The organism is Roseinatronobacter alkalisoli (genome assembly GCF_028745735.1).
GTDB lineage: Bacteria > Pseudomonadota > Alphaproteobacteria > Rhodobacterales > Rhodobacteraceae > Roseinatronobacter > Roseinatronobacter alkalisoli.
Genome location: NZ_JAQZSM010000007.1, coordinates 77699 through 103081 on the forward strand (window position 1 = coordinate 77699; position 25383 = coordinate 103081).

At 59.2% G+C, this 25383-nt stretch carries 33 protein-coding genes and 1 tRNA gene; 13 read left to right on the forward strand and 21 right to left on the reverse strand.

Annotated features, from left to right (window positions below):
• Window positions 1-91: 91 nt before the first annotated feature.
• From PUT78_RS09800 to PUT78_RS09840, 9 genes are all read right to left on the reverse strand, one after another.
• Window positions 92-502 (reverse strand): hypothetical protein, encoded by a 411-nt coding sequence (locus PUT78_RS09800; RefSeq protein ID WP_274352084.1) that lies wholly within the window; start codon window positions 500-502, stop codon window positions 92-94.
• Window positions 495-998, reverse strand: a complete 504-nt coding sequence (locus tag PUT78_RS09805; RefSeq protein WP_274352085.1) for a hypothetical protein — start codon at window positions 996-998, stop codon at window positions 495-497. The genes PUT78_RS09800 and PUT78_RS09805 overlap by 8 nt, the downstream gene beginning before the upstream one ends.
• Before the next feature lie 733 nt (window positions 999-1731).
• Entirely contained in the window at window positions 1732-2568 is an 837-nt protein-coding gene (locus PUT78_RS09810) for a hypothetical protein (protein ID WP_274352086.1), read from the reverse strand.
• Window positions 2569-2570: 2 nt separating this feature from the next.
• A complete protein-coding gene (locus PUT78_RS09815) occupies window positions 2571-3029 on the reverse strand; it encodes a hypothetical protein (protein WP_274352087.1) in 459 nt (152 codons plus the stop codon).
• A 36-nt stretch (window positions 3030-3065) separates the two neighbouring features.
• Window positions 3066-3269 (reverse strand): hypothetical protein, encoded by a 204-nt coding sequence (locus tag PUT78_RS09820; RefSeq protein WP_274352088.1) that lies wholly within the window; start codon window positions 3267-3269, stop codon window positions 3066-3068.
• Entirely contained in the window at window positions 3266-3760 is a 495-nt protein-coding gene (locus PUT78_RS09825; RefSeq protein WP_274352089.1) for a hypothetical protein, read from the reverse strand. Before PUT78_RS09825 ends, PUT78_RS09820 begins: the two co-directional genes overlap by 4 nt.
• Window positions 3761-3770: 10 nt before the next feature.
• Window positions 3771-4898 carry a type VI secretion system Vgr family protein gene (locus PUT78_RS09830; RefSeq protein WP_274352090.1) on the reverse strand — a complete coding sequence of 376 codons (1128 nt, stop codon included), beginning with the start codon at window positions 4896-4898 and terminating at the stop codon, window positions 3771-3773.
• Between the two features lie 93 nt (window positions 4899-4991).
• Entirely contained in the window at window positions 4992-5159 is a 168-nt protein-coding gene (locus tag PUT78_RS09835) for a hypothetical protein (RefSeq protein WP_274352091.1), read from the reverse strand.
• 11 nt (window positions 5160-5170) lie between these two features.
• Window positions 5171-5764 (reverse strand): type VI secretion system Vgr family protein, encoded by a 594-nt coding sequence (locus tag PUT78_RS09840; RefSeq protein ID WP_274352092.1) that lies wholly within the window; start codon window positions 5762-5764, stop codon window positions 5171-5173.
• A 536-nt stretch (window positions 5765-6300) separates the two neighbouring features.
• Between PUT78_RS09840 and PUT78_RS09845 the strand changes: the two genes are divergently transcribed.
• Window positions 6301-6621 (forward strand): hypothetical protein, encoded by a 321-nt coding sequence (locus PUT78_RS09845; RefSeq protein ID WP_274352093.1) that lies wholly within the window; start codon window positions 6301-6303, stop codon window positions 6619-6621.
• Window positions 6622-6864: 243 nt separating this feature from the next.
• Here the strand turns inward: PUT78_RS09845 and PUT78_RS09850 are convergent, their stop codons facing one another.
• Window positions 6865-8097, reverse strand: a complete 1233-nt coding sequence (locus tag PUT78_RS09850) for a hypothetical protein (RefSeq protein ID WP_274352094.1) — start codon at window positions 8095-8097, stop codon at window positions 6865-6867.
• Window positions 8098-8569: 472 nt separating this feature from the next.
• On the reverse strand, window positions 8570-9013 hold the full coding sequence (gene soxR / locus PUT78_RS09855; RefSeq protein WP_274352095.1) for a redox-sensitive transcriptional activator SoxR: 444 nt from the start codon (window positions 9011-9013) through the stop codon (window positions 8570-8572).
• Between the two features lie 105 nt (window positions 9014-9118).
• On the opposite strand from soxR, the gene PUT78_RS09860 reads away from it, so the two are divergent.
• Window positions 9119-9496 carry a VOC family protein gene (locus PUT78_RS09860; RefSeq protein WP_274352096.1) on the forward strand — a complete coding sequence of 126 codons (378 nt, stop codon included), beginning with the start codon at window positions 9119-9121 and terminating at the stop codon, window positions 9494-9496.
• A gap of 341 nt (window positions 9497-9837) precedes the next feature.
• On the forward strand, window positions 9838-10203 hold the full coding sequence (locus PUT78_RS09865) for an SOS response-associated peptidase family protein (RefSeq protein ID WP_274352097.1): 366 nt from the start codon (window positions 9838-9840) through the stop codon (window positions 10201-10203).
• On the opposite strand, the gene PUT78_RS09870 is transcribed toward PUT78_RS09865, so the two are convergent.
• Window positions 10191-10264: transfer RNA gene (locus tag PUT78_RS09870), tRNA-Cys, on the reverse strand. The two genes, PUT78_RS09865 and PUT78_RS09870, sit on opposite strands and share 13 nt — an antisense overlap.
• Window positions 10265-10313: 49 nt before the next feature.
• The gene (locus tag PUT78_RS09875) at window positions 10314-10697 is read right to left on the reverse strand and encodes a histidine triad nucleotide-binding protein (RefSeq protein WP_274352098.1); all 384 of its coding nucleotides are present in this window, start codon (window positions 10695-10697) and stop codon (window positions 10314-10316) included.
• A gap of 86 nt (window positions 10698-10783) precedes the next feature.
• Between PUT78_RS09875 and PUT78_RS09880 the strand changes: the two genes are divergently transcribed.
• Both PUT78_RS09880 and PUT78_RS09885 read left to right on the forward strand, forming a co-directional pair.
• Window positions 10784-11623 (forward strand): sulfotransferase family 2 domain-containing protein, encoded by an 840-nt coding sequence (locus PUT78_RS09880; protein ID WP_274352099.1) that lies wholly within the window; start codon window positions 10784-10786, stop codon window positions 11621-11623.
• A 320-nt stretch (window positions 11624-11943) separates the two neighbouring features.
• A complete protein-coding gene (locus PUT78_RS09885) occupies window positions 11944-12273 on the forward strand; it encodes a DUF3775 domain-containing protein (protein WP_274352100.1) in 330 nt (109 codons plus the stop codon).
• Window positions 12274-12286: 13 nt separating this feature from the next.
• Here PUT78_RS09885 and PUT78_RS09890 read toward each other — a convergent pair whose 3' ends face one another.
• Together PUT78_RS09890 and PUT78_RS09895 are read right to left on the reverse strand one after the other, a co-directional pair.
• Window positions 12287-12805, reverse strand: a complete 519-nt coding sequence (locus PUT78_RS09890; RefSeq protein WP_274352101.1) for a holin family protein — start codon at window positions 12803-12805, stop codon at window positions 12287-12289.
• Window positions 12806-13063: 258 nt separating this feature from the next.
• Window positions 13064-13663, reverse strand: coding sequence for a holin-associated N-acetylmuramidase (locus tag PUT78_RS09895; RefSeq protein ID WP_274352102.1), 600 nt, complete (start codon window positions 13661-13663; stop codon window positions 13064-13066).
• Between the two features lie 165 nt (window positions 13664-13828).
• Here PUT78_RS09895 and ribB point away from each other — a divergent pair, with 165 nt between their 5' ends.
• From ribB to aat, 4 genes are read left to right on the forward strand one after another with little or no spacing between them, the layout of a single operon-like run.
• On the forward strand, window positions 13829-14950 hold the full coding sequence (gene ribB / locus PUT78_RS09900) for a 3,4-dihydroxy-2-butanone-4-phosphate synthase (protein ID WP_274352103.1): 1122 nt from the start codon (window positions 13829-13831) through the stop codon (window positions 14948-14950).
• Between the two features lies 1 nt (window position 14951).
• On the forward strand, window positions 14952-15500 hold the full coding sequence (locus PUT78_RS09905; RefSeq protein ID WP_274352104.1) for a 6,7-dimethyl-8-ribityllumazine synthase: 549 nt from the start codon (window positions 14952-14954) through the stop codon (window positions 15498-15500).
• Window positions 15501-15502: 2 nt separating this feature from the next.
• Window positions 15503-15985, forward strand: coding sequence for a transcription antitermination factor NusB (nusB, locus tag PUT78_RS09910; protein ID WP_274352177.1), 483 nt, complete (start codon window positions 15503-15505; stop codon window positions 15983-15985).
• A gap of 19 nt (window positions 15986-16004) precedes the next feature.
• A complete protein-coding gene (aat, locus tag PUT78_RS09915; protein WP_274352105.1) occupies window positions 16005-16631 on the forward strand; it encodes a leucyl/phenylalanyl-tRNA--protein transferase in 627 nt (208 codons plus the stop codon).
• On the opposite strand, the gene PUT78_RS09920 is transcribed toward aat, so the two are convergent.
• The gene (locus tag PUT78_RS09920) at window positions 16595-16990 is read right to left on the reverse strand and encodes a DUF2155 domain-containing protein (RefSeq protein ID WP_274352106.1); all 396 of its coding nucleotides are present in this window, start codon (window positions 16988-16990) and stop codon (window positions 16595-16597) included. The genes aat and PUT78_RS09920 overlap by 37 nt on opposite strands.
• Before the next feature lie 525 nt (window positions 16991-17515).
• On the reverse strand, window positions 17516-17890 hold the full coding sequence (locus PUT78_RS09925) for an NADH:ubiquinone oxidoreductase subunit NDUFA12 (protein ID WP_274352107.1): 375 nt from the start codon (window positions 17888-17890) through the stop codon (window positions 17516-17518).
• A 176-nt stretch (window positions 17891-18066) separates the two neighbouring features.
• Here PUT78_RS09925 and msrB point away from each other — a divergent pair, with 176 nt between their 5' ends.
• Window positions 18067-18510, forward strand: coding sequence for a peptide-methionine (R)-S-oxide reductase MsrB (gene msrB / locus PUT78_RS09930; protein ID WP_274352108.1), 444 nt, complete (start codon window positions 18067-18069; stop codon window positions 18508-18510).
• Between the two features lie 378 nt (window positions 18511-18888).
• On the forward strand, window positions 18889-20316 hold the full coding sequence (locus PUT78_RS09935) for a protein adenylyltransferase SelO (RefSeq protein WP_274352109.1): 1428 nt from the start codon (window positions 18889-18891) through the stop codon (window positions 20314-20316).
• A 24-nt stretch (window positions 20317-20340) separates the two neighbouring features.
• On the opposite strand, the gene PUT78_RS09940 is transcribed toward PUT78_RS09935, so the two are convergent.
• From PUT78_RS09940 to tsaD, 4 genes are read right to left on the reverse strand one after another with little or no spacing between them, the layout of a single operon-like run.
• A complete protein-coding gene (locus PUT78_RS09940; protein WP_274352178.1) occupies window positions 20341-20766 on the reverse strand; it encodes an EVE domain-containing protein in 426 nt (141 codons plus the stop codon).
• On the reverse strand, window positions 20766-21041 hold the full coding sequence (locus tag PUT78_RS09945; protein ID WP_274352110.1) for a YciI family protein: 276 nt from the start codon (window positions 21039-21041) through the stop codon (window positions 20766-20768). Before PUT78_RS09945 ends, PUT78_RS09940 begins: the two co-directional genes overlap by 1 nt.
• A 19-nt stretch (window positions 21042-21060) precedes the next feature.
• On the reverse strand, window positions 21061-22011 hold the full coding sequence (locus PUT78_RS09950; RefSeq protein WP_274352111.1) for an NAD(P)H-dependent glycerol-3-phosphate dehydrogenase: 951 nt from the start codon (window positions 22009-22011) through the stop codon (window positions 21061-21063).
• A complete protein-coding gene (gene tsaD / locus PUT78_RS09955) occupies window positions 22008-23129 on the reverse strand; it encodes a tRNA (adenosine(37)-N6)-threonylcarbamoyltransferase complex transferase subunit TsaD (RefSeq protein ID WP_274352112.1) in 1122 nt (373 codons plus the stop codon). Before tsaD ends, PUT78_RS09950 begins: the two co-directional genes overlap by 4 nt.
• A gap of 74 nt (window positions 23130-23203) precedes the next feature.
• On the opposite strand from tsaD, the gene PUT78_RS09960 reads away from it, so the two are divergent.
• Both PUT78_RS09960 and PUT78_RS09965 read left to right on the forward strand, forming a co-directional pair.
• Window positions 23204-23947 carry a uroporphyrinogen-III synthase gene (locus PUT78_RS09960; RefSeq protein ID WP_274352113.1) on the forward strand — a complete coding sequence of 248 codons (744 nt, stop codon included), beginning with the start codon at window positions 23204-23206 and terminating at the stop codon, window positions 23945-23947.
• A 57-nt stretch (window positions 23948-24004) separates the two neighbouring features.
• The gene (locus PUT78_RS09965) at window positions 24005-25381 is read left to right on the forward strand and encodes a hypothetical protein (protein WP_274352114.1); all 1377 of its coding nucleotides are present in this window, start codon (window positions 24005-24007) and stop codon (window positions 25379-25381) included.
• Window positions 25382-25383: the final 2 nt, after the last annotated feature.

Below are 25383 nucleotides of genomic sequence, written 5' to 3' on the forward strand. Positions count from 1 at the left end.
TCTCCTTGTAACAAGCGCGGTGCGGCCCACGCTCCCAGAACGAGTGTCGTGATCAAGAAAGCGAATATAAGGACCGCGTTTTTCCGTATCATTAGTTCAAGTCAATCCGAGGCGATTTCATATTAATCCTTTCCGACTGGCCGATGGAGAGTGAGTGTCCGTTCAGTGTAATCGTCCCATCTGGTTTCATGATCAACACAGCGCGCCCGCCGTCGAGGACTTGCGCAAGGGTTGCGCCCTTGCACCAAGACTGCGCAACAGCGCCGTAAGTCGTCTGGCCCGCAGCCGTGCAAAAACGTATCCAGTGCTCTGCCTCAACCGTTTCAAAACCCTTCAATAGCGTGACGATTTCCTGTGCGAATCGGTCCCTTTCTCTTGACACGCGTGGTTCGCTCAAAAGCTGTATTTCCAGGCGAGCATTAAGATGAAGCGATACCCACACATATGGCAGTGTCATGCCGTTGTTAAGGCAGACAGCACCTTGTTCGTATTGCTCAGTCATCCTTGCCTCGCAGCTTTCGCGAACTGAAGGGGCTGAAACGCCACCAGAGCCAAAAAATTAACCCGCTCGACGAAACAAATAAAAGAAAATAGCCAAAAACGAATAGGTTGCCTCGGTGCCACGGTATGGGCCCAATTAACAGAAGTAGGAAAAAAACTGAAAAAATGCATGAATATAACAACATAAGTATTATAGCGAAAAACCTCTTTGACTTATTTGAAAAACTCAACCTTTCGTCATGCTCAATCTTGTTTTCTCCCAGCATTCGTAAACTGAACGGGCTGAACCGCCACCAAATCCAATAAATAGCACCGCTACTTGTGAAAAATAATAAAAAAGTCCCAAAGATCATCACGTCAGAGCTATCAGCCATTGGAAGTGTTTTTTCAAGCAAAGAAGAAAACCACCCACCCAGCGCTAGCGTAACCATAGCTGAGCCATAGCAACTCAGTATGATCGCAATTCCATCTGTAATATGGAAAAGCGTTCTTTTCATGAATCACCTCCTAAGCCAGTTTGTTTCGTCGCTGATCACATCCAGCGCATTGGTTTCATAGCCCACCGGAATATTTCCCATTACACCGTGTGGACGGGATGAAGAAACCGGTCCAACAGGTACAACGAATGCACGCTGTTCATTCGTGTTCATATATTCGGAAGGATTGCGGATGCAACGCAGTACGCCACGCAAAACGTCAAGCAGAAATTCCTCTCGTTCGTCGGAAATATCATAGTTATCACCACTAATATCTAGCCGAGCAACTTCGTGAGCGACAGTTTACGCCAGTTGGGGGTCGCTGTAACCCAGTCCGGCTGCCACCACGACCTCAGCAAAGCTTGTTGCACCATTGTCGATTGCCCGAATTACTGCGCCAGTCGTTGCGAGTATAAAATTCACGCTAGCTAGCGATAACCCACCTACAGGCCCCAAAAGCACGCTGGTTCCCTTAGCAACGCCGAACTGCGTCGCAGTCCGCGCCCCGTTTGCGATCATAACACAAGTTGTCAGGGGGATGTTCTGACATCTCGGAGGGCCCTTGTTTTGTGGGCTCACAGCATACCCAGCTAGACATGTGTGAAAAGGCGTGTTCTGTGCCATTGATTGCCGGGCCGAGATTGCGCGGACGGGAGCGATATCCCAAAAAGAATGCATGGTTGACCATGCCATCAACAGTGTTGTTTCAGTCCGACAATGCTCGGTCTTCCATGTATCAACAAAGTATACTTTCTTATTGATATTGCTGCAGGACTGAGGCTGGATCGAAAAGATCTGCCGACAAATCGGATGCGCAACCAAACGGAGGCAACTCCTGAATAGCGGGATGTGCTCCATGGATCTGACGATAAGGCTGGTCATATGCCGGGAACGAGTCCTGTCGAATGCACTCTCCAATCTCAGAAATATCATCATCATAAAGTGTCCTGCGCGATAACTCAGTATAGAGATTGAAACATGATTCAATAGACCACCATCCGACCAAACCACCAATTGATGCTGAAACTAACCCTCCTCCAGAATTTGCGATATGCTGAGGGCCAAATATAAAAGGACCGCCCAACCCTCGTGTTGCTTCAATGTAATAGAGGGAATCAGATGCTATTACTTCCACTTCGGCACCAGAGACCGCACCAGTTTGGCCTGCAAGATCATTAAAAGAAAATGGTTCTGCGGCAATCATCCGCTGTGGAATAGCCTCTTGCATTTTCGCGTAGAGTGCCATTCCGCTGCCATATCCGGCCTGAATACGCTGTAAATCAAAGTGCCCATCAACGCCTCTCAGTGTTTCGCTGCCTTCCCATGTATGTTCAATGCGTCGCGCATGCGAGGGCTTCAACCGGCCAAGGAGCCTGCCGACAGGAAAACCAACCGAGGGGCTGCAACCGCTCAATGAAACGATCCCAATACTAAGTGAGTCGAAACCTAAGAAGATAAAGCTATGGTATCCGCAACCAAGTGAAAAGTTCCCCTCATAAGAGATTGTCCATCTTCGACTCTTCGCATTTGGCCCAGCAAGCCATCTATCGCGAGACGTCCAATCTTGACCAAAAGGAAAACTCATCGCCATTTTCAGTTCCTTGGATACGCAAGGCAGAACGCCTCGTTTTTGAATACCAGAGCGATTGTGGTGCAACCCGAATGACCATCCTTCAGGCACGTCATATCAGGCTCATTGGCTTCATGGCTGGTGCAGAGTTCATCATCGCAGGGAACAGGAAAAAGTTCACCGGTTTCTATATCTACTGCCACCAGGTACGTTGTATCCTGTGTCAATGTGAGCGCGGCAAACGCTTGTCGAAACCGCTCGTAAGCGCCCGGTCCGAAATCAAGAGATGTACCACCGAACCGAATTGGGGCGGCGTCTGCGCTGATATCGACATACTCTGCCCATCTCTGTGGTGAGCAATCTCCTAATCTATCTGATGTCTGCGCTGTCGCATCGTCAATTCTTGGTGCAGCATAAAAATAAGTGACTGCCAACGCAAATATAACCGCCATGGAAATCGAAAGCGTTGCTCTTTTTTTCATTCTCTGATCCTCAATTCAAGTCTATCCGCTTAGCACTCATAGCGATGGAATTTCCGCCAGCAAATTCGCAATGCCAATTGTCAAACTATCCAGCCCAAGGAAAATAAAGCTATGATACCCACATATGAGTGAAAGCCCGCCATCATAATAGACGCGCCAATTGAGAGACTTGGCATTCATATGACCCAACCAAGATTCAGCTTGATTAAGATCATTGCCGAATGGAAATGTATTGCTCATTGTTCCCCCTGAAACGGTGCGATCAGGCAGTAATCTTGCTCACGAAAGCGCACTGCTAAATCTATACAGTGCTGTCCCAAATCCACGCCGAGCGTCGATTCGCCACATTCGGACCATGCGCGGGCCCACTCGCCCCCAGTGCATCGTTCTTCTTCGCAAGTGTAGGTATAGGTGTTACCGGTCGGGATATGCGCGGCAACATGGATTGTTTCCGGCCCTTCAAGTTCGAGCGCGTCAAATGCGGCCAAAAGACGGTCAACATCCTCTGCGCTTTCCAGGGTTGACATCCCTATATTGGCTCCGATGAGGGGTGTAAGGCGAAAATACTCCATATGTGCTTGCTCTGAGCACACCAGCCGACCCGAAGGCGATATCACCTCGCCGCGCTGAGCGCTCTGTTGTATTCGATACCTAGCAAACTCCCCTAGGGCTACTGCTAAGGCAACCAATCCAAGCACCAAGAATAAAGCGATTTTTACAACTCTAGCCATCACCGTTCCCTCAATTCAGATTAATCTTTGAAGCCGACATCTTGATTTCCTTGCCGCCCTCGACCTCGACACCGTTTTCAAAATCGAGGTAGAGCGTGTCCCCTTTGAGCCTGATGAAACCATCCGCTGTCATTCTCAACTCAGCTTTCCCGACCCGGACTTCAATCTCATTCCCGCTGGTGACAGTAACCGTGTCCCCCGCATCGATGGACATTTGCGACCCGGAAACAAGTTGGATAGAGTTGCCAGCCTGTTCAACCAAAGTGCTGCCAACCTGCACGGATTTGCTTACGCCGATGATCTGCGATTTCACACCTGGCGTTGTTTCTGAAATCGCGGCATCTGCGAAGAGAGAGAATGTTCCCGACCCGGTATCCCGCAGACCGGGAACCGGAAGTGTTGCTGCGATCTTTCCAATTCCTTGCGACAGGGTTCGGCTCAACGAGTTAAGAACCCGGCCTTTGCCACTCTTGCCGACATGCAGCATGATACTGCCATGCACGGCCTCACTATGATTCCCGTCGACTTCGATGACTTTGTGGTTGCCAACCGATTGCACCCAGTTTTTATCGATGCGCTCCGTATGATTGTTGCGGACTTTCTCATTCCTGTCCTTCTGCGCATGCAGGAACACTTCTTCGCGCCCCTTCTCATCCTCAAACCGCAGCTCGTTGAAGCCCGTGCCCTGATGGGTGTCCGTCTTGAAGGTGCTGCGCGTCTTATGCTCCGGCAATTCATACGGCACCTTGTTGCGCCCGTTATAGACGCATCCCGTCACCAGTGGCTGGTCGGGGTCACCGTCGAGGAACTCCACCACCACCTCCATGCCCACGCGCGGGATCACCATGCCGCCCCAGCCATTACCCGCCCAGGATTGCGATACACGGCAGCGCATCGAATTAGCCTTGTTGAGGTCCCAGTGGAAGCGCACCAGAATGCGGCCGTATTCGTCGCAGTCGATCTCTTCGCCTTCAGCGCCCACCACCATCGCCGTTTGCGGGCCGCGCACATCGGCGAGGGGGGGCTTGCGTTCGGGCATCCTTTGCATGCGCATAATCCTCTCGTCAGTTTCCGCGATAGTCCGATGCAACGCTTGATTGGCCTGTTGTTGCGCCACTCTGTCGGAAGGATCGGCCATCGCGGCTTGCGGGGGATCAGGACCATTCCGTTGGTTGATGATCTTAACCCTCTGGGCGCTCCTGGAAACAGGTGACGCGTATCGAGCGCAAGATCACCGCTCGTCCATACTCCGCAGCAGGAAGAACCCGACGATCATCATCACCACGCCCACCAGCGCGCCGATCCAGATGCCGGACACAAGCCCGCCCAGCAGCATCATGAAGCCGAGGACTGTTATGATCTGCCCGCTCAAATCCATCAGTGAGCGCAGGATGAACATGATGAACCTCATCAGCGCCGCCCGATACTGTCATGCACATCCACGCAATCCGTCAGCACCATGCTATGCGCGCCAGCCTCGTGCCGGAAATAATAGGATATTCCGTGCCGTTCCATCAGCCGCGTGGCAAACTCCATGTCGCTTTCGCGGAACTGGACCGTGTATTCCAGCTCCGGATACTCGGCAGAGGTGGCCACCACCAGCGCGCCCGCATCACCATAGGCCGAGAGCAGCTCCGTGAGGATCTCGATCACGCTCAGGTTGTGGAAAATCCGCTGGTTGCGCCGCAGGCTGGCCAGCTTGAACCAGGGCTGCAGCCGCAACCGGTAGCGATGCCCGTTCTCGCCCGCGCCCATCCAGCGGGCTTCCGTCACGATACCGTCGAAATGACGCTCAACCTGGCGGTCATGCAGGGTGACAGTGGCATGGGTGCCGATCAGCGCGTCGAAATCGATGTCATCATTGGCGGCCAGACACTCGACCTGCCAGTCGAACAGATCATTCAACCGCTCGACACCCTCAAAGCGCATCAGCGCCAGCACATCCGGACCAAGAGAGGTCGTTAACTGACCCATACGAAAGACTTGAGAAAACGCTTTATTCATCAAATACGCCCGATACTAAACCTTAAGGCGAATTTAATTGACCCGGCACAGTCTGCAAGCAGAAATGCGCCGACGGCTCAGACACCGTGCGCAATTTAGCACCAAAGAACACCACACTGCTTCGGGCACACCGCGCGGATGATCACAAACGCGCACTACCCTCGGTCGAAGCAAATAGAGGGACTGGCAGCTTTTACTATTTTCTGCGGACGCGATGCCGCAGCTCTGTCAGGCGGCGCTCCGCCCTCCACGCCAATGATGCCGCACGGGTAAAGGATTTCTGCGTACATGCCCGGAACGGTAGGTGGAAGCGCCGCAACGCAGCCGCCCGCCCCATCATTGGCGCAAGCAACCAGCAACGGAACGAGAGGGCGCTTCTGCCAGGCGGCGCCTGGAGAGAAATAGACTTGACCAGTCGCCGAAATCAGACAACTTAACGCCAGCCGATAGGCCACTTCGGAAATGACGGCATTGTTTTACGACAGCGATTCAATCATGGGTCGCTGGGGCAGGATTTTCCTTGAAAGGAAAATTGCATGAAGAATTACCTTACACCGCTCGGCGCAGCTTTCGTGGTTTGCCTGGCCTTCCCGGCTGCCGGAGGCTCCTTCGAGATGGTCAACCAGACCGGCTACACGATCACCGGTGTCCATGCGGGTCCGTCGAACGAAAGCTCATGGGGGCCAAACGTACTGCAAGGCCGCATCACCGACGGAAACACTGTGGTTATCACGCTGGACAGTGCCGGATATGGTTGCAGCTGGGATCTGAAATACGTCTTCTCAGATGGCGACGAATACGAGGAATACGAAGTCAATATCTGCGCGATCGACGGGCAGCAATACGTCATTCAGTAGCGCTCTGCTTGCTTCGATATCGGCGGGCGGGTCATTCGCCTGCCGGTGTGCTACGCTCTGGATACGCGCGCATAACGACAGCTATGCGGGACGGTGCGGACGGTCGCTGTGCTGTCGAGCGGCGTCGTCTTCGCCCTAACAAGCTCACTTGAAAAATCAGATAATCTGCCAATCATCTCCAGCCTTTCGGCTTTCCGATATGCTGGACGACAGCGTTACAAAGACATGAAAGATGGCCGCCTGTCAGCCTGAAGGAAGGTTAACGCCAGCTTCGGCGTAAACTTTCTGGGCAAACTCGAATGCCAGTTCATTTGGAGCCAGAGATGAATCTATCTCCCGTCGTATCTCTATGACCTTCTCCGATATTTCGTGATTACGAGGGTGGAATCTTTCTCCAGACTTTACTGCTACGCCAGAAAGATCTGCGGCTGTTAAGCGTATCTCGGCAGAACCAACGATTAATTCGCTACAAAGGTTGATTGCATTTTCGATAGCGTCAGGAATATACCTCATAAGACGGTGGTCATTGGTAAACCATCGCGCGTTGTCCGGACCGTTATCTGTCACCTGAAATATTATTCCCCTCGCGAACATCCAGATTTCGCGGTTCTTGAGTATTTGGGTGCCGGATAAAATACTAGTTGTACCTTCATATTTGCAATATGTAAGCGCACCCCACTCGTTTACTGAACTAGAATAGCTATCTTCATACAACAATGGTGGGCAGTTTTTTACCATATTGCGACACTGCAATTGGGTAAGTTTGTCTTGAGCATGTGCGGGTATGACACGTATGGAAACAAGGCGACTCGACTCGCAAAACATCGGTTCATCTTGCTGATATATTTTTGCTATGGGTGCATTCTGCGGCCAAAATGCTGTTTCGACGAAACTACTAGATGTTGGCTCGTGTTTGTTCAGTTCAATTACTGGTGCAGAGCTTAAATTTTGCAAATACTCCGCCAATATTGCTTTCAGTTTTCTAGACAGGTTCTTCCTCTCTGTTTCGATCTGCACTTTCGTTGCGTCTGGTGATAGGCAGTATGCCACCGGATGACGTCTGTCCCTCAGATCGAACGGGAGCTTGTCAAAGTCGCCATAATGCGTATTCATGACTTTTAGTAAGGGTTCGTGACCTCTCTTACCCAAAGCATAGCCAAGTTCGATTGCCACATTACTATTGATGTGTCGCTTTTCTTCTCGCCCACACGCTATTAATGACACGTCTAGAACAACCACATCGGCGGCGGCAATCTTTTTAAGGATCGTTTCCGCGATAGATGGCGAGCCGAGGATTCCTTGAGTATCTTGATCCAAGGTGATCTGGCTTTCCGCGCGAGCAGCCTCGGAGATGCCTATGTCGGCGCTGATTTCGTTGATCGCAGCAACCAAAGCGTCGTGTATAAAATTCTTGTTGATCTTTCGGTCAACATCGGTTTGCCAAGAATAGAAAACCTGCAAGAGCAGTCCTCGCATCGAATGTAATTCTACAGCACAGTAGCGCATGTCGACGTATCTGCGCTAGCCCGAAAGCGGTTCCAATATGCCGGATATTAGTTGCGTCACGAAGGGCCGCTTTTGGGAAGCATGATCTGAATTAATACAGCGCACATAGGGTGAATCGCGGGCACAGGAAGAACACTGCCCGTCGTCCGCAAAGGACTCCAAGCGACGCGAACTTGGGCAAAAGCCATGTGTTTCTTCCTCGGGCGGAAGCGACCTTATCAGTCCCAGCGGTTGCTGTCGTTTGGGCAGGCAGAAAGGCGGGACGCAGCAGACGGCGAGGCTGCCTCGGGATTGATGGCCGTAGAGCACAGATTTTGCATCGCAATGGTGTTGGAGGGCGAACAGTCGCGTTCGGCGAGAGGAACGCGTCACGCGCTGAAACTGCAACAGGATGTGAAATCTCGGTTCGCGGACTTCCGTGCAAGTGGCCGCTGACTGACGATCAAGGTGCATCGCCCATCAGATACCGTGGACCGCTCCCATTTCGGGCAGCGCTGTCCTTAGGGTTGTACAATGCGCAGCGGTCAAGCGACAGACATCCGCAGCCGATACAGCCGTCAAGCGTATCGGAAAGCTTCTGTAGCGCCGCGATCCGTGTTGCAATCTCAGCGCGAAAGCCGGTGGCGATCTGTTCCCAATCTTGCCGGTCTGGGGCACGGTCGGCGGGAAGAGCCGTCAGATGCCGCGCGATTTCGGCCAAGGGGAAGCCCAATTGCTGTGCGATCATGGCAAAGGAAAGTCGCCTGAGGTCGGATTTGCCGTAGCGGCGGTGCCCGCCCTGATTGCGCAGCGGCTGCACGATGCCATGGGTCTCGTAAAACCGGATGGCCGAAACAGCGAGGCCGGACCGCTCGGCAAGCTCACCAATAGCAATGCCTTGACGCATGCAAATCTCTCCTTGACCTAAAGTTAACTTTAGAAATTACACAGGAGATTATCGAAGGCAAGCCCGGCCGGAATGTCCAAGGCCGGGAACAGGTGGGAGGTTAAAATGGCGCGTTTGGAACATGTGAACATCACGGTGGCGGACCCGGATGCAACGGCGGCGGTGCTATGTGAATTGTTTGACTGGAAAGTGCGTTGGTCCGGTCCGGGTATGACAACAGGCCGAACTGTCCATGTGGGCGACGAGACCTCTTACCTGGCTCTATTCAGCTACGGGAACCCGGATGAACTGCGTCAGGATAGCTACCGGACACGCGGCGCTCTGAATCACATAGCGGTCGTTGTCGATGATCTTGACGCGACCGAAGCTCGGGTTAAGGCGGCCGGGTTTCGGCCCGGAGAAGTCCATGACTACGAGCCGGGACGCCGGTTTTACTTTGTCGAAGCAAATGGCATCGAGATCGAAGTGGTGGATTATTCATAGAACCTGCAATGGTCAAACTGAATAAGCGCACCAAAGACTAGTGGCACCAACGGTTCCGCACGGAAACAGCGGCGACGAATTTCTTCGCAGAGTGCGCACATCCAGCGCCCTTCTGGCATGGCGGAGAAGCAACAACCGCTCAGGGCTCTTCGCGTTGACGCTCAACCGGAGCATTTGCGGCAGCAATGCGGGAGGGAGCTGCCGTTCCTGTCTGTGGTCGAGTGAATGCATCCTGCGGGCGCTCCATGAGGATAAGCCGCAGTCCCACCGCAAATAGTGAGCAGCCAGAGATACGTTCCAACCAGCCATGCAACCGTCTGGATTGACGAAGGCGTTGGCTGATGGAACCGGTGAACGCGGCGATCCAACGTTCATGCATGTGTGGCCGCTACATCGACGCCAGTCTGCGCGGGACTGAATCCGAGCTGAGTGAAATCAAGATCAATCCGTTTCCAAGGCGCTACAACATCAAGCCGACCCAGGAGGTTTACGTTCTCCGGGATGGTGCATTCCCATGCGCGCGCCGGGGTCTGATCCCGAGCTGGACAAAGAAAGGTACGCTGAAGGACTGGCGCGTGACAACACCCAAGGCAAGCCCGCCAGAAAGCGCGCGCGAGGGAAACGCAGGGCAGGCGGGACAGAACGTGACCGAGCATGAATGTGCAAACCAGAACCGGCAAATTCTGCTAAGTTCTGGAGGCGAGTAGGAGAATCGAACTCCTGTACACGGATTTGCAATCCGCTGCGTAACCACTCCGCCAACTCGCCTCTGGCCGTAGCGGATACGCAGTCTGGCCCCCCGCGTCAAGGCCGTTTCTTAGTCGCGGATCATCACCATCGGGCCGATATTGCGCCCTGCCAGAATATGCATATGCAGATGCGGCACTTCCTGCACGCCATCATTGCCGGTGTTGGAAATCAGCCGGTAGCCATTGCCATCCGCGCCAGGGGTGACGCCAAGTTTCGCGCAGACCTGACCGATTGCGCGGGTGAAATCCACGATTTCGGCCTCTGATGCGGCAGTTGCGAAATGATCATGGCAGACATATGGCCCCTTGGGGATGACCAGCACATGATGCGGTGCCTTGGGGGCAATATCGGTGAAGGCCAGCGAATGCTCGGTTTCCAGCACCTTGTTGCAGGGAATTTCGCCACGCAGGATTTTGGCAAAGATGTTCTGATCGTCATAGATATAGGGCATCGCATCCTCTTGCAATGAATGGGTCTGGCGCGCAAGGTAAGCCAGATCGGGGTGGAAGGGCACCCCTGAAAACAGGCAGGCGGCAGATGATGGAACATGCAAGCGGGATGGACCTTGCCCCAGCGCAATATGAGGGGTGCTGGCTGGCCTGCGGGGGGCGTCTGGTCTACCGTGAAGTCCCGAAAGCGGCCTGTTCGAGCCTGGCGCAACTGCTCTATCATGCCGATCATGGCAGGTTTTCCGGGGGCGATATTCATGATGCCGTGCAGGGTGTTGTCAAATGGCCCTTCGCGCCGGATCTGATGGGGCCTGCGCTTGCGGGGCAGGCCTTTGTGTTTTCGGCGCTGCGCAACCCTTTCGCGCGTATTCTGTCCACGTTTCATGAGAAGATCTGCATGCTGCAACGCGATGGCAAACCCTATCGCGGGACCTTGCGCCAGGTGCTGTGGGAACGCTATGGCGCTGATCTGCGCGAGGGGGCGGACCCTGTGCCGGCATTCCGGCGTTTTTTGCTGTTTGTGCGCGATGCGCATGTGTTCCGGCAGCGATTCTGGTTTGACCGGCACTGGACGCCGCAGGCGCAACATTTGCGGTCGGTCACGTTGAATGGTGTGGCCTTCAGCCATCTGTTCCGGATTGAGGACTGGGACAGCGGGATTGTGCCGGTGCTGGCGCAGATCCCGCAGGGGCGGCGGCCGGACAGGATACCGCGATTCAACAGCAGCCCGGCATCTGCGGTGCCGGTATCCGCATATTTCGATGATCTGAGCCTGCATCTGATGCAGGAGCTGTATCGCTGGGATTTCGAACTGTTCGGCTATGACCGGCATGACCCGGATGCCCGGCCCTCTGGCATGCCGGATCTTGCGGCAATCAACCAGCGGCTGAGCGATCCGCATGCGCCGCATTGGGCGGGGTTGAGCTGAATTCGCGCGACGCATCGGGGGGGTGGGGGGGGGGGGGGGGGGGGGGGGGGGCCCCCCCCCCCCCCCCCCCGCCCCCCCCCGGCGCTCGGCCCGCCCCGCCGGGGGGGGGGGGGCCCGGGGGGGGGGGCCGGGGGCCGCCCCCTGCCTGCCCCACGGGAGCACCCGCGCGCACCTGTCGGCGCGGCGGGTGTTTGCCCGCGCACAGGCCCGTGCGCGGGCATTGCGCATTCCGCGGCGTGGTTTTGCTGCGCGCCATCGATAGCTGTTGCAACATGACGCCCTTTGCGCGACACTCCTGACATGATCCACAGGAGGTTGCCATGCTTGCCATCAGCCCGCGCAAGGTCGTTCACATCATCTATCTGGCCCGCGAAGGGATAGCTGGCGCGGCAGAGGTGCATGCCTTCATTGATGGGCTGAATGAAGATGAGCAGGCCAGCCTGACAGCGGTTGCATGGGTCGGACGGGGGGCGTTTGAACCCGAAGATTACGACGAAGCCGTGGCGACGGCGATGACCGAAGCCACAACCCCCACGGCGGATTACCTGATGGGAATGCCGCATCTGCCGGAACATCTGGAAAACGGGCTGGAGGAACTTGGCATCGATGTGACGGGCGAGGAAGAGGATTTCCTGAAACAGGGGTCGTGACGGGCGCTGACATTCAGGCGTTGCCCTTTTTCCATTCCGCCAAGGCGGGGTTGGCCGCGCTGTCATGATGTTGCGGTGTGGCATCGGCTGACTGGCGCGATATGGCCATGGGGGCAGGGGCTGCCGGTCTGGTGCAACGCAGATGATGCGCTTCGCGTGCGCCGAAATAGAAGGCCACAACCGCACCCAGCAGCCACCATAACGGTTCGGGTACTGCCGATAATGCCAGCATGCGCAGGGCAAACCCGTCCGGGTCGGCCATGGCATAGACAAACAGCGCCAATGTGCCAAGCGCCAGCAGCGGGCGGGGCAGGCGGTTCAGCCCGTTGACCGCCGAATCGAACCAGCCGCCGCGCCCGAACTGGAATTCCGCTGTGTGGCTGGCATGGGCTGCCTTATAGGCATCATGGCCCAGTTCCATGGCGCGGGTCGCATTGGGGCGGAAGACTTCGGCGACAGAGGTGACAGTTTGCCCTAATGCGCGGGCTTCGCGTGCGCCGCCAAACAGCAGGCCGAACAGGGAACGGATCATCGGATTTATCCTTTTGAGAGTCGGAGGTCGGGGGGCAGTCTGGTCTGAGGGGGGTGGTGGGGCAGGTGCAAAGCCCGCGCCACCGGTGGGCCGGGGTCTGCCGGTCCCACGATATAGAAGTTCACTTTATGCAGGCGGCACAATCCTGAGTTCAAAGTCTTGGCATAACGCCAGCGAAACCGGCAGGCCGCGGGACGGCCCACCGGTGGCGCGGCGGGCTGCGCCCTTTGTTCCGCGCCTTTGGGATTCCCCACACCGTCATCCCCAACCCCGCACCCGTTCACGATGCTGTGCATCCGACAGGTGAAAGCGGGCGCTGATGAATTCCTCGGCGCGGGTGATCCAGCCGCCCTTGCCGCCATCGCGCCTGCGCGCGAATTTGCGGCTGGCGGGGCGCTGGTCGGCAAGGCGGTAATAATAATCGCGCCGCGCAATGCCATATGCGTCGACCAGATGCGACGGCGCCATGTCATAGCCGCGATGCGCCGCTGCGATGGTTTGCGGGCCGATCACGCCATCTGCGGCCAGATCCAGCCCCATATCGGCCAGCAAGCGCTGCAATATGCGCACAGCATTCGCGCCCGCATTGACATACATGTCAAACACAGTGGGCCATAGCGGTTCGGGCAGGTCCGCAATGCGCGGACGGGTGAAATAATGTTCCACATAGATTGCGATCGCCTGTTCGCGGGTCAGGGCGCGCACATCCTCCACCCCCACGCGGGCACCGGGGCGCAGGCGGCGCAGCGTGTGGATGGTGACACCGAAATTCGTGGCCCCGCCGGGATCATCTGGGTCATTGACGAAGCCGCCTTCGCGGGCGACGATTTCCGCAGCAAGCTGGGGGATGGTTTTCATGGGGCACCTGTTGCAAATCCGTGGGATGTGCAAATCTGCCAGTAGCAGGCAAATATCATCCTAGCAGGGCGTGCGTTGCGTAGCGTCGCGAATGCCCCTTTGCCCCTTTTCCCGCCGCCTGCTTTGGGCTATCTGGCCAGATACCGAAGTGAAGGATAGCCCGCCATGACCTATGAAACCCCCGGCGAGGTCGAGCAGAACTGGCGCGATGCCATCTCGACCACCGAAGAGATCATCGACGAGGCCCGCAAGGGCCGCATGTTCATCCTTGTGGACCACGAGGACCGCGAGAATGAAGGGGATCTGGTGATCCCCGCGCAGATGGCCACGCCAGAGGTGATCAATTTCATGGCGACCCATGGCAAGGGGCTGATCTGCCTGACGCTGCCCGGCGAACGCATTGACCAACTGGGCCTGCCGCTGATGGCGTCCAGCAATTCATCGCGGCATGAAACCGCCTTTACTGTGTCCATTGAAGCGCGCGAAGGTGTGTCCACCGGGATTTCCGCCTATGACCGCGCGCGCACTGTGGCTGTGGCGATTGATCCCGCCAAAGGGGCCGCTGATATTGCCACCCCCGGCCATGTGTTTCCGCTGCGCGCCCGCGATGGCGGTGTGCTGGTGCGCGCAGGCCATACTGAAGCCGCTATTGATATTTCGCGCCTTGCCGGGCTGAACCCGTCCGGCGTGATCTGCGAGGTGATGAAGGAAGACGGCGATATGGCCCGCCTGCCGGACCTTGTGGCTTTCGCGCAGAAACACGGGCTGAAAATCGGCACGATTTCGGACCTGATTGCCTATCGCCGCCGCAATGACAACCTTGTGCGGGTGATGGAAGAAAGCACCATCACGTCCGAATTCGGGGGTGAGTGGGTCATGCGTGTCTATTCCGACACCACCCAGGGGGCCGAACATGTCGTGCTGATCAAGGGCGACATCACCACCCCTGACCCGGTTCTGGTGCGCATGCATGCGTTTGATCCGCTGCTGGACATGGTGGGCACCGGCGGCGCGGGTCGCGCGGATGAATTTTCCGATGCCATGCGCCTGATCGGGGATGAGGGGCGTGGTGTTGTTGTGTTGCTGCGCGATACGCATATGAAAATGGCCACGGCCGATAGTTCGCCCCACACCCTGCGCCAATACGGGCTGGGCGCGCAGATCCTGTCATCTCTGGGGCTGCACGACCTGATCCTGCTGACAAATTCGGCAACGCCGCGCGTGGTGGGGCTGGATGGCTATGGCCTGTCCATTGCGGGCACCCGCAAGATTTCGAAAGGCGCCTGACATGGCCGGACATGAAACCCATTACACCCTGCCGCGCCCGGAATTTGACCGCGCACCGAAACTGCTGATCGTTGTGGCCCCATACTACAAGGATATCGCCGATCAATTGCTGGCCGGCGCGCGGGCGGAGATTGAAGCCGCAGGCGGCAGTCATGACACAATCGAAGTGCCCGGCGCGTTGGAAGTGCCGACCGCCATCGGGCAGGCGTTCCGCATGTCGAATTTCGACGGGTTCGTGGCACTGGGCTGTGTCATTCGCGGGGAAACCACGCATTATGATACGGTCTGCAATGACAGTTCCCGCGCGATTGCGCTGCTGGGGCTGCAGGGGGCCTGCGTGGGCAATGGTATTCTGACTGTGGAAAACCGTGATCAGGCCGTGGTCCGCGCTGATGCGGATGGCCAGAACAAGGGCGGCGGCGCGGCGGCGGCGGCGCTGCACCTGATCGCGCTGGCACGGCGCTGGGGGGGCGCGAAACGGTCCGTGGGGTTCCTGCCCGAACGCGCGGAATTCGACATTGCGGGCGGCAACGGAAATCCGGTGGCATGATCATGACAGCGAACAAGAAATCCCCGACAGTCGAAGAAAAGCGCGCCCTGCGGGGGGCTGCGCGGTTTTACGCAGTGCAGGCCCTGTTCCAGATGGAAGCGTCTGATCGCGGCGTCGATGAAACCCTGCGCGAATTCGAGGCCCACCGCATCGGTGCTGAAACCGAAGAAGAAACCTGGGCAGAGGCTGACATCAACTTCTTCCGCCGTCTGGTGGATGCCGCAGTCGACCGTCAGGGCGCGATTGACCAGATGACCGACCGCGCGCTTGTCGCCAAATGGCCCATTGCCCGGATCGACCCCACATTGCGCGCGCTTTTCCGTGCCGCAGGGGCCGAATTGCTGAATGCGCAGACACCTGCGCGGGTGGTCATCAGCGAATTCGTGGCGTTGGCGGGGGCGTTCTTTCCCGAAAGCCGCGAACAGAAATTCGTCAATGCCGTGCTGGACCATATGGCGCATGAGGCCCGCGCGGCGGAATTCTGACCGTGACATGCAGCCGCGAATGACAGCGCAGCACTTGCTTCAGGCCTATCGGCAGGGTGTTTTCCCCATGGCCGAAAGCCGTGACGATGACCGGCTTTACTGGTTTGATCCCGTCCTGCGCGGGGTTCTGCCGCTGGACGGGTTTCATCTGTCGCGCTCGCTGGCGCGGCGCATCCGGACAATGCCGTTTCAGGTGACGCTTGATCATGATTTCGCCGGTGTCATGGCGGGCTGCGCGGCGCGCGACGTGACATGGATCAATTCAGAAATAATGCGCCTGTTCAATGAATTACACGCGCTTTCTCATGCGCATTCATTGGAAATATGGGATGGGCGCGAACTGGTCGGCGGGGTGTATGGCGTGGCGATTGGTGGGGTGTTTTGCGGCGAAAGCATGTTTTCGCGCCGCAAGGATGCGTCGAAAATCGCGCTGGCCTATCTGGTCACCCATCTGCGCGCCTGCGGTTTCACGCTGTTTGATACGCAATATCTGACTGACCATCTGGCCAGTCTGGGTGGGCGCGAAATTCCGCGCGCCGCCTATCGCCGTACATTGGCAGCGGCGTTGCAAGCAGATGCCGATATCCGCCGCCTGCCACTACCGGCAGTTCACGATGTCTTGCATCTGAGAACCCATAAATCATAGCGCGCATGGTCAAGTGCGTTCAGCGCCGGGCTTGATGCGATCATCCAGCCTGAAAACAACATCTGATCGGCGCGGGTGTCATGGATGTCAATCCACGCATAGGCTTCGGATGCCGGATTATCCGCTGGGTAGCGGCATTCCCTGACGCTGGCCACCAGATGCCCGATATGGGTTTCCTGCCCCTGTTGCGCGTCAAAATCTATCGTGGTGCCCGCCACACGGTCCAGCCCGCGCAGGATTGCGCCGTCTGATCGCAAAATATGATCGCTGGCACCGGGCACGGCAATGCCCTGCGCCAGTGCTGCGGGAATGGCGAGGGTCGTCGCCGCCAGAATCGTGATTGCGCGGAATATCATCATGCGCCCCGTTGGGATATGTCCTGTTGGAACTGGCTTATGCATGAAGTCCGGCGCGAAAGCCAGCGTTTCACGGTCATCTTTGCTTGATCAGTGGCGGGGGCGTTGGGGCGCGGCCGCGTCGGCAGGCGGAAATGCGGGGCTGGTCGGATATGGCCTTTTGGGTGACGCCCCAAGGCGCGGAACAAAGGCCGCGAGGCTGGCCCGCGCCATAGGTCTGGCCGTCCTGCGGCCTGCAGATTGCGCTGATGCCACGCAAAGCCTTTGAACTCAGGAGTATGCCGCCTGCATAAAGTGAACTTCTACAACGCCGGACCGGCAGACCCCGGCCAGACCTGTGGCGCGGGCTTTGTGCGTATCCCAACGCCCCGTTCAGGCCGGAACACCCCCCAAAAAAGGGCTGTTTCAACCGCATCTGATCCGGCTGCGGATAAGCTCTGCGCTAACGTCTGGGACGGGTTCGCTGGCGCTGCGTGCGCCGCGCCATGCGCAGGCTACGTAATACCAGCGCGATGATCCGTGCGAAATTCACTCCGGCGTCCATGCCTCGTAATCAGTGCGCGCCTTTGGTTGTGCCTGCCGGATGGACCCTTTGGGGGCATAGGCCAGCGCCGTGCCGGTCAGGTTTTCCTGATGCGGCTTTTCCCAGTCCTTGCGCACAAGCGGGCGTTCATCCGGCAATTCGTCCCAGGTGTGGTGCAGCCAGCCATGCCAGTCGGGCGCAATGCGGCTGGCTTCAGATTCGCCATTATACATCACCCAGCGCTTTTTCCCGTCATGTGACCGGTAAAACACATTGCCCTGTTCATCTTCACCGACCTTGACACCATTGCGCCAGGTGAAAAAGGCAGTGTTCAGCGTTGAATAGTTCCACCAGGTCACGAAGCGAAGCAGGAATTTCATTATGCACCCATCATCAGTTGCCGCATGGCGTTGCGCCCTTATGCACCAGCGTTGCGGGGAAATCCAGTGCCAAGCGGGGCGCGGCGGCTGCACATTCCGCCGACCTGCGGGCAAAGGATGGAAACCGCGCTGCCTGCGCCTATATCCCTGTCATAATGCCGCTACAGGAGTGCCTGATGCCCCGCTATGAACGCCGCCCCGAAATCATCGAATCCCTTACGCCCGAACAGTATCATGTGACACAGGAAAACGGCACCGAACGCCCCTGGAGCGGGGCGTATAATGACAACAAGCGCGCAGGCATTTATGTTGATGTCGTGTCGGGAGAGCCGCTTTTTGCCTCCAGTGACAAGTTTGAATCGGGCTGTGGCTGGCCCAGCTTCACCAAGCCGCTTGTCCCCGCCCATGTGGCCGAATTGCACGATACCAGCCATGGCATGACGCGGATCGAAGTGCGCTCAACCCATGGTGACAGCCATCTTGGGCATGTGTTCCCTGACGGACCGCCAGACCGTGGTGGTTTGCGTTATTGCATTAATTCCGCATCGCTGCGCTTCATCCCGAGAGAGGAGATGGAGGCCGAAGGTTATGGCGACTATCTGGATCAGGTGGAAGGATAGTTCAGGGCCAGATCAGGGGGATACATCCGCATTGGCGGGTGGTTTTTGCCTGAAGGGGACGTTCGCGCTTGGATCAAGCCCGCGCTATCGGTGGGCCGGGGACTGCCGATCCCACGTTCAAAGAATGCAGTTTATGCAGGCGGAATACTCCGGCATCCAAGGACTGAACTGACACTGGCGTAATCGGCAGGCCGCGGGACGGCCCGCCGATGGCGCGGCGGCCTGCGGCCTTGATTCCGCGCCTTTGGGTGACTGCTTCAGGCCCAACGCGCCCACAAGCCCGGAGTTCCCCTTGATACATTCCATCCCAAAGGGGGGCTGGATCAACCCCGCCCAAGGGCTTAGGTCACATAAAGATACCCAAGAACGGATACTGCCATGCCCCTGACCCTTGATCACAGCTATGCCCGCGATCTGCAGGGCCTTTATGTGCCCTGGCAGGGGCAGGACTGGCCCGACCCGCAGATTCTGCTGCGCAATGACGCGCTGGCGCGAACGCTGGGGCTGGACCCGGACACGCTGGATGCGGGCCTGCTGACCGGTCATGCCCTTCCGGGCAGCGCGCGGCCGCTGGCCATGGCCTATGCGGGCCATCAGTTCGGCGGGTTTTCACCGCAGCTTGGCGACGGGCGCGCGATCCTGCTGGGCGAGGTGCTGGACGAAACCGGGGCGCGCTGGGATATTCACCTGAAAGGGTCAGGGCGCACGCCTTTTGCGCGTGGCGGCGACGGGCGCGCGGTGCTGGGACCAGTGCTGCGCGAATATCTGATATCGGAATCCATGGCCGCGCTGGGGGTGCCCACGACCCGGGCACTGGCCGCCTGTACCACCGGCGACCGCGTGCTGCGCCAGAACGGGCTGGAACCGGGCGCGGTGCTGGCGCGTGTCGCGGCCAGCCATTTGCGGGTCGGGACATTCCAGTTCTTTGCCGCGCGTGGGGATGCGCAGAAACTGCGCCTGCTGGCCGATTACGCCATTGCCCGCCATGACCCTGACCTGACCGACACCCCCGATTGCTATGTCCAGTTCCTGCACCGCGTTGCCGCGCGTCAGGCGCAGACTGTGGCGCAATGGATGGGGCTTGGTTTCGTGCATGGGGTAATGAACACCGACAATACCACGATTTCGGGCGAAACCATTGATTATGGCCCCTGCGCCTTCATGGACCGCTATGACCCTGCGACTGTGTTCAGTTCTATCGACCATCAGGGGCGCTATGCCTATGGCAACCAGCCCGCGATCATCTTCTGGAACCTTGCCCGTCTGGCAGAGGCGCTTTTACCGCTGATCGACGCGGATGAGGACCGCGCCATTGCCCGTGCCACAGAGGTGATTGCGCAGGCACAGGACAGCTACCGCGCCGCATGGCTGGGTGTTTTCGCGCGCAAACTGGGGCTGGCGGCACCAGATGCGGCGCTGATTGACGGGATGCATCAGCTGTGGCTGGGGCAGGGGGTGGATTTCACCGGCTTCTTCCGCGCGCTTCCGGATGCGCTGCGCGGCGATGAGCATGCCTTGCGCGCGCTGTTTGATGATGCCGAAGGGCTTGACCCATGGCTGGCGTCTTATCGTGCGGCCGCAGATGCCGACACACCGGACCGTGTGGCCGCCGCCAACCCGCTTTATATTCCGCGCAACCATCTGGTGGAGGCGGCGCTGAATGCGGCCACTGACGGCGACATGGGCCCGTTCATGGCGCTTCTGGCGCGGGTGCAGGCCCCCTTCACCCCCATTGACGGGGCAGAGGACTATGCCCACCCCGCCCCACGCGATGCCCCTGAACTGGTCACATTTTGCGGGACATAAGGAATTTCATCCTGCCGGAACGATTCAATCCTGCGCGCGGGTCCCACCCATATCGCAGATGATCTCCCATTCCTGCGCCGTGACCGGCTGCACCGACAGGCGTGACGTTTTCACCAGCGCCATATCCTGCAGGCGGGGGTCATCCTTGACCATGGCCAGTGTGACAGGGCGCGCAAATGGTTTGACTGCGCGCACATCCACGCATTCCCAGCGCGGGTCATCGGTGGTGCTGTCGGGATGGGCCGCGGCGATCACTTCGCAGATTCCCACCACTGCCTTGTCGGATTGCGAATGGTAGAAAAACGCCAGGTCGCCCGGTTCCATCGCGCGCATGTTGTTGCGTGCCTGATAATTGCGCACCCCGTCCCATTCTTCGCCTTGCGCCCCCTTGGCGACCAGATCATCCCAGCCAAAGGCGTCGGGTTCGGATTTCATCAACCAGTAGCGCATCAGCCGATGACCTTTTTCCATTCCTGAATGCGCACGGCCTCGAACAGGCCTGCGCCCGCATAGGGGTCTTGTGCGCCCCATGCCTTGGCCGCGGCCATGTCGGGCAGGTCCAGTACAATCAGCGATCCCGCCATTTCGCCTGCATCATCCAGCAACGGGCCTGCCATCTGCACGCAGCCGGTCTGCGCGATATAGTCCAGATGCGCCTGCCGGTTGGCCTTGCGAATGTCCAGCGCGCCGGGTTTGTCTGTGCAGACCATCATGTAAAGCGGCATGTTCTCTCTCCTCCATGGGTTATTCTTCGGTCAGGGGGCGGGCCAGCAGGGCATCGCGGGCCTCTGTCACGGTCAGGTAGCCTTCGATCATGGCCGCGACCATGCGGGTGATCGGCATGTCGATGCCATGTTCCTGCGCCAGACGGGCAACAGCGCGGGCGGTCGCGGCCCCTTCCACTGTGGTCGTGGTGTCGAATTCCGCCCCTGACCCAAGTGCCAGTCCATAGCGGAAATTGCGCGATTTTTCCGACCCGCAGGTCAGAATCAGATCGCCCAGTCCCGACAGCCCCGCCAAGGTATCGGCCTGCGCACCAAGCGCCAGCGCCAGCCGCTGCATTTCCGCATAGCCCCGCGCCATAAGTGCGGCGCGCGCGGATTCGCCCATGTCCGCGCCAATGACCATGCCCGCCGCAATCGCGATGACATTTTTCAGCGCGCCGCCCAGTTCCGCCCCGGTCACATCGGTATTGCGATAAAGCCGCAGCGCATTGGTGGACAATTCCTGTTGCAAGGCCATGCCCAGTTCAGGGTCTTCGCAGGCCAGTGTCAGCGCGGTCGGCAACCCGCGCGCAATATCATGTGCAAAACTCGGGCCGGTCAGCAGCGCTGCGCGCGCATCCGGCAGGTTCTGGCGGATGACGCCGACAGGCCCCAGCAACACGTCCAGATCAACCCCTTTGGAGCACGCGACCAGAACGCGGTCTTGCAGGACTGTGCCATGGTCGTGCAAGAAGCCGCGCATGGCCTGCATCGGCATGGCCAGCAGCAGGGTTTGCGCGTCAATTCCGGCCAGATCATGGGTGATCTGCACCTCTCCGGGCAAGGGAATGCCGGGCAGGCGGCGGGTGTTTTCGCGCGTATCCGCCATGTCGCGCGCATGGTCCGCATCGCGGGTCCATAGCGTGACCTGTCCCAGCGCACAGGCCAGTGCGGTGCCGAATGCGCCCGCGCCCAGGATTGCAACGCTCATGCTTTTGCCCCTTTCTTGCCGGACCCCAGCATGGGGGCGGCGCTTTGGTCCAGTGGCCAGCGCGGGCGTGCGGCCAGTGTCATGTCGTCACGCGCGCCCATGCGCAGCCGTTCCAGCCCCGCCCATGCGATCATGGCGGCATTATCGGTGCAAAGGGCCAGCGGTGGTGCCACAAAGCGCAGGCCCATATCCCGCGCCAGCCCTTCCAGCCCGGCGCGCAGCACGGTATTGGCCGCGACCCCGCCCGCAACTGCAAAAACCGGTCTGGCGGGGCATAGTTCCATATATTGCGCCAGTGCGCGGCGGGATTTGGCCACCAGCACATCCGCCACCGCCTGCTGAAACCCCGCGCACAGGTCGGCGCGGTCGCTTGCGCGCAATCCGCCATGTTCGGCGATCAGCCCATCGCGGGTGCGCAGCACAGCGGTTTTCAGCCCCGAAAAGGACATATTGCAATCATCGCGGTCGATCAGTGGGCGGGGCAGGGCGAAGCGCGTGGCATTGCCTGTGGCGGCCTGCGCCTGCACTGACGGGCCACCCGGTTGCGGCAGCGCCAGCAGTTTCGCGGTCTTGTCAAACGCTTCGCCCGGTGCATCATCGATGGTGCCGCCAAGGCGGGTAAAGTGGTCGGGGCCATGGGCAATCAGGAACTGGCAATGCCCGCCGGAGACCAGCAGCATAAGATAGGGGAACTCCACCCCATCGGTCAGGCGCGGGGTCAGGGCATGGCCCGCAAGGTGGTTCACGCCGATCATGGGCAGGCCGGTCGCAGCCGCCAGCCCCTTGGCCAGCATGACACCCGACAGCACACCGCCAATCAGCCCCGGCCCAGCGGTCACGGCGATGGCATCCACCATGTTCAGTGTCAGCCCGGCCTGTTCAAGGGCCGCTTCCACGGCCAGATCCAGCTTTTCGGCATGCGCGCGCGCGGCCAGTTCCGGCACCACCCCGCCAAAGGCCGCGTGCAGGTCTGTCTGGCCCAGAACCACATTGGACAGGATTTCCGCGCGCGCGGGCGGCGCGTGGCGGATGACGGCTGCGGCGGTATCGTCGCAACTGCTTTCCAGTCCCAGAACCGTCAGGGGCGTGTCAGGGGTCATGGTTGCTCCGGTTGCCATGGGGCATGCTTTCCCGCTACCACTTGGCGCAGGCGCGCACAATCCCGCAGCCGGTTTCAAGGATATTTGGCCCGATGACTGCCACGCTTTTACTCACCCGGCCTGAACAGGCGGCGCAGGATTTCGCACAACTTGTCATGGCGGCGGGCTGGCGGTGGCCCGTGGTGATCGCGCCGCTGATGCAGATCAGCCATTGCGCGCCCGACATGGACGCGCTGGCAGGGGCGGGCACGCTGGTTTTCACGTCGCGCCACGGGGTTGCGGCATGGCGGGCGGCAGGGGGCGGGTGCGAATTGCCGGTCTGGTGCGTTGGCCCGCGCACGGCGCAGGCCGCCCGTCAGGCCGGGTTTGCGCAGGTTCATCAGGCGCCGGGGGGCGATGCGGTGTCGCTGCGCGCGGCCTTGCTGGCGGCCCGCCCGGTACCGCCGGTCCTGCATCTGCGTGGGGACCATACCGCGATGGTGCTGGCGGCCGAACTGGTCAAGGCGGGCATTCCGGCGCGTGATGCGGTACTTTACCGCCAGCATGCCCGCGCGCTGTCAGATGCGGCGCGCACGCTGTTGTCGCACCCTGTGCCGGTGGTTGTGCCGCTGTTCTCGCCACGCTCAGCGCGGCTTTTTGCCGCTGAGTTGGCAAATCTGCCTGTGCCGCACAGGGCGGCGCTGCATGTGATTGCCATATCGCAAGCCTGTGCAGGCGCGCTGGGTGCCACAAAATGCGCCGGTATTCACGTGGCTGCGCGCCCTGACGCCGATGCAATGCGCGATGCCGTGATCACGTTGCAGGCTGAACTTGAGGAAGGGGACAAGCCGCGATAAGGTGACTGGTACAGATGCAGTTGCAGCATTGGCTGCGTAAAAGGCGGGGGTTGGATTTTGGCGCGTAACACGACCAGCAAGGGAACGACACCGCGATCACGCAAGACAAAAACCGACAGCGATGACAGCGCCCCCCAAGCCACCGGAACGGCCCAGTCCCCTGAAACACAACCCAAGGCCAGCATGCCGGAGGCGGGCACGCAAGCCGCACGCACGCCTGATGATTCTGCGGATGCGTCATCAGGCGCTGACCTGCCGCAAGACACCACGGCCGATACCCCGCCAGTGACTGCAGAATCGCCATTCGCGACCGCGCAGACCGATGCGCCGGAACCTGCGGCGGCGACAGGTGAACTGGTTGCCCCCGCGCCTGACGATACGCCACGTGATACGCGCGCGTCTGACGACACCCCCAGGTCTGATGATACACCCGCACCGGGCGACAGGCCCGCCAGCCCGCATGATACTGCCCCTGTTGAACCCGCACCCGCAGCGGTGCATGCGACACCGGCCCCCGCCGCCACAGTCAGCATTCTGCCGCTGCTTCTGGGCGGTGTTCTGGCCGGGGCAATCGGCTATGGCGCGCATTTCCTGATCGCGTCTCAGGGCAGTGGTCAGGCTGATCTGGCCGCGCTTCAGGCAGAACTTTCTGCGTTGCGGCAGGACATGCCGGATATGCCCGACCTTGCGCCGCTTCAGGCGGAACTTGCCGATCTGCGCAGCGACATGTCTGCGCTGTCCGGTCCGGGGGCCGATGCGGATATGCTGGCCGCGCTGGAAGGGCGGATTGATGCGCTGGCGGGTGACAGCGAAACCCGCGCCACCGTTTTGCGCGATCTGCAAGACCGGATAGCGGCTGATCTGGCGCAGATGCAGGCGGAACTGGCCGATCTGCGCGATCTGGCAGAAAACCGCATGTCCACAGCGGAAGCCGCCATTGACGCCGCACTGGCGCGTTCGGGGCTGGACAGCCTGCGCGCGGCGCTGGAAACCGGCCAGCCCTTCGGCGATGCGCTTGAGCGGATTGCGCAGGGCGGTTTTGACCCCGCACCAGTGCTGCGCGACAACGCCGCAACGGGCATCCCAACGCTGGAGCAGTTGCAGGACGGCTTCCCCGATGCCGCCCGCGCCGCCATCCGCGCCAGCCTTGGCGATGCACCCGCTGACAGCGCTGCGGAACGGGTGGTCAATTTCCTGCGTGCCCAGACCGGTGCGCGTTCCACCACCCCAAGGGATGGCGATGACCCCGATGCGGTCCTGTCGCGCGCCTCTGTCGCAGTGGAGTCTGGTGATCTGGACACGGCGCTGTCGTTGATTGCGCAATTGCCGCAAGCGGGGCGCGACGCGCTGTCGGACTGGCAGTCCGACGCCGAAGCGCACCAGGCGGCAACTGCGGAAGTTGGTGAATTAGAACAAATGGTTACGGAAGAATAAGG